We start from the raw sequence: 8,217 nt of genomic DNA, 5'->3' as shown, positions 1-8,217 counted from the left end.
CCGGAACCGTTCGCGGCCACGTTGCCGGGGTCGCCGCCGCCGCGCGCGAAGCGAGCGTGAGGCGGAAGATGGGCATGAGCGCAACGGACATTGCCGCCAAGTCGCCGCCGCCGCGCGCGAAGCGAGCGTGATCGGGTTCCATCGCTCACGAAAACTCTCCGTGACAAAACGTGACAAATGAACAGCTTTTCCGTGCCCTTTAGTGACCATCTCAGCTTTGTCTCAAGCAATGCACGAATATCGTAAGTATCTGTAAATAAGCACTATAGATCCTTGTCTATCGGTCACGGAAACAGGAAGCTCAACGGATTCGAATCCCGTTAGGGTCACCATCTTTCAAAGATGGTGATCGCGCAGCGAATTCGAACCTCGGTTCGACTGCGCAACGCGTCAGCGTCACCCCACACCGCCGGAGGCGCAAAATGCGGGGCCTACGGCAACACGGGGCCAATCCCGTCCCCCGCAAACCCGCAGTCCTACTATTTTTCGGGGATGGGATTGCATGAGGTGTGTCGGAAATTAAATTGCAGAAAAAGGCCACCAAAAGCGCTGTTTTCCGCAATGGAGCCAACTGAGCCCATGGAGCCAACTGGGCCAACCGGGCCAATGCAGCCAATGCAGCCGCCGCTACGGTGCCAGCTCGGCGGACGCTCCGCCGTTACGGCTTCTTCGGCGTCTCGGGTGCCTTCTTCGCCGGCGGCGGCGTGGGCGTGGCCGCAGGCGTCCGATTCTCCAGATCCTGCGCCTCGCTCGTCATCACCGTGAGCCGCGAACCCTGCACCTTCGCCCACTCGGCGAACACCGTGCCGTCGGCCAGCACCCATTTGGCATCGTCGGGAGTCGTGCCCTTGTCCTCGCCCCATGTCTGGCCTTTGCTGTTCGCCGTCATCAGCGCCCCCACCTCGGCGCCGTTCATTTTCGTGCCGTCCTTCTTGGTATACATTTCAAAGGAAGACTTCCCGTTCAGCACCCCCACCACGATCAGGAATCCCTTGTACATATAACCCCGGATTGACACCCCCGGGAGATGCGAAGTCCCCGTCTTCGTCTGCTTGCCATAGCGCTGCACGAGCTCCGCCTCCGTATCGCCGAGACACCCCCAGGCGGACGAGGCGAAGACAGCGAGCGCGAGCAGGGGGGCCAGCAATTTCATAGTGCCCTATGGGTATCGCCAATTCCCCGGCCCGTCCAAGGACGAAAATGAGGCGCGCTTTTTTCCAAAATGGTTTTCTCCAGAGCTTTCGCAGGGCGGTCCTCAGGAACCCTGCCACTCCCGCACTTCATCGGGGCGGCGCGCATTGCCATATTGTACGATGACCTCGGGAGTGACCGACGCGTTATCCGGCAGCGGCGCCGTTTGCTTCGCCTTGCCCATCTCCAGCACACTCTTCACCCCGGCCAGGACTTCCGAGCCACTCACCGCCCCGAGATCGTCGCGGTAATAGTCGAACCACGGAATTCCCTGCCGGCTGTACTCCCTGGCGGTCAGCGGTGGATGGGGAGGATTGCTGCCCGTGATCTGCCGCCAGACTTGCGAGTTGCACAAGTGCACGAAACACCGGCTCGGGAGCGACGTATCCCAGTCCGCGAAGTCACGCCGATCCTTGAAAACCTCCTGGCGCATCATTCCACCCGCCCCGAGCCCCATATCACTATAGATCTCAGTCATTGGTAGCCGGGGTTCCGCGCAAAATCGCGTGGCCATCTGGGGCATTGGTCCGACCAGTTCCTCCAGAAGATCCTCCAGCTTGGTGGGCAATTTTCCCGCCATGTGTTGGTGAAAGTACACCTCGCTCTTTAGCGGGAAAACTTGGATTTGAATGCCTCCCACGTCGGCTTGGCCCGTCAGTTGTTCCTCCACCGAGTAACCACCGCCCAGCGGCATGGCGACGAATTGGCGGATGATCCCCTTGCTCACCGCAAATCCGTCGAGCCACCGTTGCAAGGGCATGACCAAATAGTTCTGCGGCTCGCGACGCAACTCCGCCGTCCACCCTTCGCCCGTCACCGCATTGATCTTCCCTGCCGCCACCTTCACCGCACAGGGGTACTGCCCGTCGAACCGCAGCCACAGCGCCTCGCTCTGGTGCATCGGCATCATCACGCCGCCGTGCTTCAGCCACGCCTCCGGAACCTTGTTCGGAAAATCGTCCACGTGCTGCAGTGGAAATCGTCCCAAACCCGCGGGCAGCGGATAGTCCCTGCCGTCATCCGGGATGCGCAGCGTGCGCTGAAATTCGACTTTCAACGTGGAGCGCCCGGGCTTCGGCTCCATGCCGGGGTAACCGCGGCATTTGAAGCGGAGCGCCGTGGCGATTGTTTCGGCAGTCGCTTTGCGGATCGTGTCCGACGCCTGTTGGCGGGTGCTGTCCGCGACGTAGCGAAGCGGCGACTGCGTCTCCAGCTTCGTGATGACCTTCTCGCGATCTTCCGCCAGCATCTGCGGCACCGTCCTCTGGATATGTTCCTCTATGAAGCGCCGCAATGCTTCCTCCACCTCGGGAAAGCGGAAAAGCAACTGGTCTGATTGGAGCGTGATCATAGTCAGGTTTGGGTTGTTGATTCGGTTTTGTCGGAAAGGGACCTCACCATTCGCCGTCGCGCACCTGGCGCGCCATCTCCGCCACCTGCCGGGCCGGGGCGCGGCGGATCGCGCGCAGCAGTTCGGCCACCAGCGCCGGCCGATGCCGGATGATCTCCAGCAGATCGCCCGACACCTTGCCCGCCAGGGCCAGCAGCGCATCGCGGTCCGCCTCCAGTTCATCGGCGAGGCGGCAAATCGTCTCCTCCCCAGGAGGCGGCTGTTCGCCCCGCTCGATCTTGCTCAGGTAGGAAGGTTCGATCCCGATGCGCGTAGCGACCTGGCGGAGGGAAAACCTCCGATCTGAGCGAGCCCTGGTCAGCCGCCGATCGCGAAGAAATTCACCGAAAGAGGAAACGTGCGGCATAGAGTGTGTAGTAAATACTACACACGCGAAGGAGAACGGCAAGAGTTTTTTGTAGGGGGTGTTTTTTGGAGTGATGGATTTTGGAGGGCGCGTTTGCGTTCGCGGCCCCGGCGAAACTCGTCCGAAAAAGGCGTCCTCGCCCCCCCGTCCCCATGGTCCATGACCGTGCCACCCAGTCGTCCTTCTCCCCCGTCCGAAATTCCCCACCCCGCCCCTCTTCGTGTCTTCGCGCCTTCGTGGTGAAATCCCACCGCTTCGCCCGACCCCGCGCGCTTACGCCCTTTCGCCTTTCGCCCTTCGCCCTTTCGCCCTTCAATATCCCCCGCATGCCCTTCGACCCCGAAGAACCCTACAACGACCTCCCCCTCCTCCCGCCGCGCGGCGAGCTGGAGACCAAGGCCGTCCTCAAGCGCTGCGTCGCCGCCAACAAAGCCCTCGCCGAACTCAAGGGCACCGGCGACCTCATTCCCAACCAGAGCGTCCTCATCAACGCCATCCCCCTCCAGGAAGCCAAGCTCAGCTCCGAGATCGAGAACATCGTCACCACCCAGGACGCCCTCTTCCAGGCCGCGCTCGATGAAACCCGCGCCACCGACCACGCCACCAAGGAAGTCCTCCGCTACCGCACCGCCCTGCGCCGCGGCTTCGAATCCATCCAGGCGCGCCCCTTCCGCCTCAGCCTCATGGAAGAACTCTGCGGCGTCCTCCGCCACGAAAAGGTAAAATTCCGCGCCCACGAAGGCGTCATGATCGGCAACCCCGTCACCAAGGCCATCACCTACACCCCGCCCACCGGCGCCGCCGTCATGCGGAAGAAACTGGCCAACCTCGAGGAATTCCTCCTCAGCCACGAAGGCGACCTCGACCCCCTCGTGCGCATGGCCGTCGCCCATTACCAGTTCGAAGCCATCCACCCCTTCACCGATGGCAATGGCCGCACCGGCCGCATCCTCAATATCCTCTTCCTCATCCACGCCGGGCTCCTGCGCATCCCCGTCCTCTACCTCAGCCGGCACCTCATCCAGCACAAGGTCGAGTACTACCGCCTCCTGCGCGGCGTCACCGAGCGTGGCGATTGGGAAGCCTGGCTCCTCTTCCTCCTCACCGGCGTCGAGGAGACCGCCACCTGGACCACCGGCCGCATCCTCGCCATCCGCGACCTCTTCGACGAAACCGTCGCCCTCTGCCGGGCCAAACTCCCGGCCAAAGTCTACTCCAAGGAACTCATCGAACTCATCTTCGCCCAGCCCTACAGCAAGATCGGCTTCCTCGTCGACGCCGGCATCGCCCAGCGCCAGACCGCCTCCGAGTACCTGCAAGCCCTCGAGCACCTCGGCATCCTCCAAGGCGAAAAACGCGGCCGCGAAGTCCACTACCGGCATCCTGCCCTGGTCAAAGTCCTCACCGCCTAGCCGCGATTTCCTCCTCGTTCACCGCCCTTCCAGAGTCACCCCACTGAGCAGGGCGAACAGCGGTTCGTTGATGTAAAAATTCGTCCTCCCCGTCTTCTGCTTGCGCACAAATCCGGCCTTGGTCAGTTGATCAAGATACTTGGCCGCCGTGACTCGCGACACCGCCAGCTCCCGCTCCACAAACTCGATCTTCGTGTAAGGATAGCGGAAGAGATTGTTCAGCAGTTCCTGGCTGTAGAGCTTGGGCAATTGCTCGCGCAGGCGGTGCTTCGTGCCCACCATCAGCTCGCGGAAGGACTTGACCAGTGCAATGGCGCTGCGCGATGTCACGGCCACGCCGCGCAGCAGGTACAGACACCACTCGGCCCAGCGCCCTTCGTCCCGCACCCCTTGGAGCAGGCGGTAGTAGTCCCGCTTCGTCGTGGTGATATAACGGCTCAGGTACAGCACCGGCAGATCCAGCAGGCCCTCGCGTTGTAGCACCAGTAGATTCAGGATCCGACCCGTCCGCCCATTGCCATCGTAAAATGGGTGAATGCTCTCAAACTGATGATGCGCGATCGCCATTCGCAACAGCGGATCCAAACCGTCTTGCGCGTGGAGAAAGTCGACGAGATTCCCCATCAGCGACTCCACCACCGTCCCGTCCTGCGGCGGCTCATAGATCACCTGCCCCGTGGCCTCGTTTTTCAAGACCGTCCCAGGCAGCTGGCGCAAGCCCGCGCGGTTTTGTTCCAGTTCCGCCTGCACCGCCAGCACCGTTTCCAGCCGGATCAGTCCCGAGGCACGCACCGCCTCCGAGCCCACCCGCAACGCCGCCACGTAGCGGCGGACTTCTTTCGCCGCCGGCGATTCCGCCGCCGCATCGCGCGCGTACAGTTCGTCGTGCGTGGTGATGATGTTCTCGATCTCCGAGCTGTCTTTGGCCTCCTGAATCGCCAGCGTATCGAGCAGGATGCCTTGGTTCGGCAGTGATTCACAGAGCCCCTTGAGTTCGGCCAAAAACCGGTGGGCTTCGGCCAGCGTCGCCCATAGTTCACGGGTCTCCAACGAGGCTGGATCCTTTAATGGTAGCGGCAACAACGACATATATAGAAAATCGCATTTTACTTATCACGATTTCCTCGACATGTAAATAAAATCGCGAATTCTTTACACATAGAAACCGACATGTCGATTTCTCCGACACGTCGCAGCACACCCCTGATACATGTCGAAATAGGAATACTATTTCGACACGTCCTGCGGATATGTCGAAATCACCGACGCATCACGAGGATCCGTCGACGTGGTTCGCGTTTTTCGACATGTGATCCGCGTCTCTCAGGCTGAAAGCCCACCTCACCGGCCAGTTGCCTTTCGACGCCTATTGTTTCGAGGTCTTGTCGAGTTCCCCGAACAGCTCGTCCGCGAGGGTTTGAATCTGCAGATTTGCCGACGCCTGGCATGCACGATAAAGCGTATTAATCTTGTCCTTGATGACCTCGCGAATTCGCGCGCTCCACGCCCCCGAAGTCACATACGCTTCGCGAAATTTCCTGATTCTTAGCAGTGCAGCGCGAAGGCCTTCAGTCCTCTGATCAGAGTCGGGCCACACCGTTTTCCAATATGCACATGTTTTGCATGTAGCGGGGCACCTGCTACCATCATGCGAGAGAAAAGATTCCCAGCCACTTTCGGCCAACTTCAGGATTTCTAGCTGATCATCTTGTCGCTTCGAACTGTTGCATCGCTTGCAAGCGACGATGACGTTTCCTTGGACATGTAATCCGAGACGAAATCGGTTCATCCCATCGAGATGTTCCACCGATGCTCTATCAGCTTCGAGGATACGCTGACAATAGCCGCAACGGTCTTCGAATGTAGTCACGACGGCCCGCGCATAGTCGGCGTCTGTCACCCCTTGGCCTACTACAGCAACCACACGTCGACTGATCTCGTGCAATAGCATGCTAATGAGTTTGTTCGCTACATCGGACTTTGCACGCGATGTCGCGCGCCGCAAGTAAGCGGCAGTGTCAAACTGCATGAGATTTTTTCGTGGAGGTTTTAGTCGTTGCGTCCATTGCCAGTAACCACCGCACGTCCACTTTCAAAACGAGTGCGAGCGCGCGTACCTCGAAATCGAACGCAGACCTCAGCCCACTCTCGATCTTGGTAATTGCTACCCGATCTAGTTCAATTCCTTCAGCCGCAAGTCGCCCCGAAAGCTGATCTTGCGTCAACGGGGGCTTGAAATCCCGACGAGCTTCCCGGAGTCGGTTCCCCGATGATATTTCGGCTTGGCGTGCGCCTCTTTGGGGTCGATGGCATCCGCGATTTCGTAGCAGGCGCAGCGCCGGCCAGTGTTCGTTTAACGAACATCGACGCCCGCGGCGTGATTTCTTGGTGCGCAGTCTTGAGATGCTGAACCGGCGGCTAAATTTCCTTATTCCTTGCGGGGCAACCCAAACTACTCCGCTGCGCCATTCTCCACGGTGAAGGACGGCACAAGACACACCATAGTCTATGGACACCTTTCAAAATGACTGGGAAAAGGTAGCTTGTATGACTGTAACAGACGCCGCGAAAGTTTTCGGACCAGCTACCCCTTCCATTCTTTATCGCGATCGGAGAGCAAAGCGGAGCGCCATATGAGCGAGCCAGTTTTCGTAGACGACGAGTTGGAGGCTGTTTGTGCGGTAATTCGTAATCTCGACCCGCAGGGCTTCCGTACGGCGAGGGTCCTTCGCGATACACTTGATCAGGTCTACAATGGCCAGCTCACTGGTCGTTATCGTTGGAGCCAACTTTACAACACAGAAAAGGCCGGCATCGGGATGCTGGTCAAAATCAATCTCCATCGCGAATTTAAATTTAGAGACGGTTTTGAACTCGATTACTTCATCGCCCAATCTGATGTGGGCTGCCAATTTTCGCATTCCCGGGGCACTTGGATAATCACCCCTGAGTTTGATGGCCAATTGTGCCTCTTGATCTGGGCTGACGATAAACTTTCGGCATGGAGAATGGGTGTATGCCGCGCAGACGTTGACCGTTTGAACATAAGATGTAGCTGCGACAGAAACGCGACACTGAACGAAGCTGGCCGCTTTGAGATAGCTTGGATCTTCAAAGATGAACCGTTACCCCCGAATGCCCTTCTGCAGATCGACGGGAAAATAACGAGCGAGATCATGCGCCTTAAATCCAACCAATTGCGCGTGAATGAACTCTTCCGCCACACGCTTGGGATGAGGCTCGGAAGAGGTGTTATTTCCACGGTAGCTCAAGAGGAGGACTATATGAAACGAGTTCGCGGGAACACAGGAGCTCGCACCGCTCTCCAACCCGAAGGCATCGTGATTCTCGAACAGTATGATTCTCATCGTGCAATCGCTCGAGCGCTTGGTGCTGTTGAGCCCGGCCACGGGGAGTTAGTGCCCCTCCGAATTGTACCCGCCAAGCGCCGGGATCCACACACCGCTGAGATCGCCGGTCGATTGTGGAGGATTGCAAAAAGGACAGCCGCCGTCGTCAGTGCTCCATCTCTTCCAAATGTATCAACTGTATCTTGAAGAGCCTTCTTAGTTAGCGATCATGGTCTACAACGATTTGACGATCGGCTTAAAGACTTCAAGCTTGAGCGGAGCGCCGCTAACGTCGGATCATCTCGACCGGCAGAATCATCCCCGCTGCCCCATCTGCGTCAGCAGGGCGACGGCTTCGCTCCACTCGACTTGATGCGGGAGGCGCTGGCTCTTTGCTGCGAGGGCGGCGACGGCGCCGGCGGCTTCGCCCATGGAGGTGGCGTTGCCGGTCACGCGATAGCTGGCGTGGGCGATGAAATCGCCGCTGATGCAGCGGCCGGCCATCAG

7 protein-coding genes are annotated in these 8,217 nt (G+C 59.3%); 2 read left to right on the top strand and 5 right to left on the bottom strand.

Going from position 1 to position 8,217, the window contains the following annotated elements; genetic code table 11:
- Nucleotides 1-658: 658 nt before the first annotated feature.
- The 3 genes from ABJF10_RS26685 to ABJF10_RS26675 all read right to left on the bottom strand — a co-directional run bounded on the left by ABJF10_RS26685 (nucleotide 659) and on the right by ABJF10_RS26675 (nucleotide 2,948).
- Nucleotides 659-1,153, bottom strand: a complete 495-nt coding sequence (locus ABJF10_RS26685; RefSeq protein ID WP_348547672.1) for a hypothetical protein — start codon at nucleotides 1,151-1,153, stop codon at nucleotides 659-661.
- A gap of 102 nt (nucleotides 1,154-1,255) precedes the next feature.
- Nucleotides 1,256-2,542 (bottom strand): hypothetical protein, encoded by a 1,287-nt coding sequence (locus ABJF10_RS26680; RefSeq protein WP_348547671.1) that lies wholly within the window; start codon nucleotides 2,540-2,542, stop codon nucleotides 1,256-1,258.
- 43 nt (nucleotides 2,543-2,585) lie between these two features.
- On the bottom strand, nucleotides 2,586-2,948 hold the full coding sequence (locus ABJF10_RS26675; RefSeq protein ID WP_348547670.1) for a helix-turn-helix transcriptional regulator: 363 nt from the start codon (nucleotides 2,946-2,948) through the stop codon (nucleotides 2,586-2,588).
- A gap of 326 nt (nucleotides 2,949-3,274) precedes the next feature.
- Between ABJF10_RS26675 and ABJF10_RS26670 the strand changes: the two genes are divergently transcribed.
- On the top strand, nucleotides 3,275-4,360 hold the full coding sequence (locus ABJF10_RS26670; RefSeq protein WP_348547669.1) for a Fic/DOC family N-terminal domain-containing protein: 1,086 nt from the start codon (nucleotides 3,275-3,277) through the stop codon (nucleotides 4,358-4,360).
- Nucleotides 4,361-4,378: 18 nt separating this feature from the next.
- Here the strand turns inward: ABJF10_RS26670 and ABJF10_RS26665 are convergent, their stop codons facing one another.
- Entirely contained in the window at nucleotides 4,379-5,410 is a 1,032-nt protein-coding gene (locus ABJF10_RS26665) for a Fic family protein (RefSeq protein ID WP_348547668.1), read from the bottom strand.
- 1,583 nt (nucleotides 5,411-6,993) lie between these two features.
- On the opposite strand from ABJF10_RS26665, the gene ABJF10_RS26660 reads away from it, so the two are divergent.
- Entirely contained in the window at nucleotides 6,994-7,917 is a 924-nt protein-coding gene (locus ABJF10_RS26660; protein WP_348547667.1) for a NaeI family type II restriction endonuclease, read from the top strand.
- 108 nt (nucleotides 7,918-8,025) lie between these two features.
- Here the strand turns inward: ABJF10_RS26660 and ABJF10_RS26655 are convergent.
- The coding region (locus ABJF10_RS26655) for an FAD-dependent oxidoreductase (protein WP_348547666.1) at nucleotides 8,026-8,217 on the bottom strand (192 nt) is incomplete at its 5' end.

Origin of the sequence: Chthoniobacter sp. (assembly GCF_040003245.1) — a bacterium.
In the GTDB taxonomy this organism is placed as follows: Bacteria; Verrucomicrobiota; Verrucomicrobiia; order Chthoniobacterales; family Chthoniobacteraceae; genus Chthoniobacter.
The sequence above is the reverse complement of the archived record's forward strand: the minus strand, read 5'-3'. Positions and strand labels throughout refer to the sequence as shown.

Coding starts and splice junctions, on each gene's coding strand:
- ABJF10_RS26675 (WP_348547670.1), bottom strand. CDS start 2,948: ATGCCGCACGTTTCCTCTTTCGGTGAATTTCTTCGCGATCGGCGGCTG.
- ABJF10_RS26680 (WP_348547671.1), bottom strand. CDS start 2,542: ATGATCACGCTCCAATCAGACCAGTTGCTTTTCCGCTTTCCCGAGGTG.
- ABJF10_RS26685 (WP_348547672.1), bottom strand. CDS start 1,153: ATGAAATTGCTGGCCCCCCTGCTCGCGCTCGCTGTCTTCGCCTCGTCC.
- ABJF10_RS26660 (WP_348547667.1), top strand. CDS start 6,994: ATGAGCGAGCCAGTTTTCGTAGACGACGAGTTGGAGGCTGTTTGTGCG.
- ABJF10_RS26670 (WP_348547669.1), top strand. CDS start 3,275: ATGCCCTTCGACCCCGAAGAACCCTACAACGACCTCCCCCTCCTCCCG.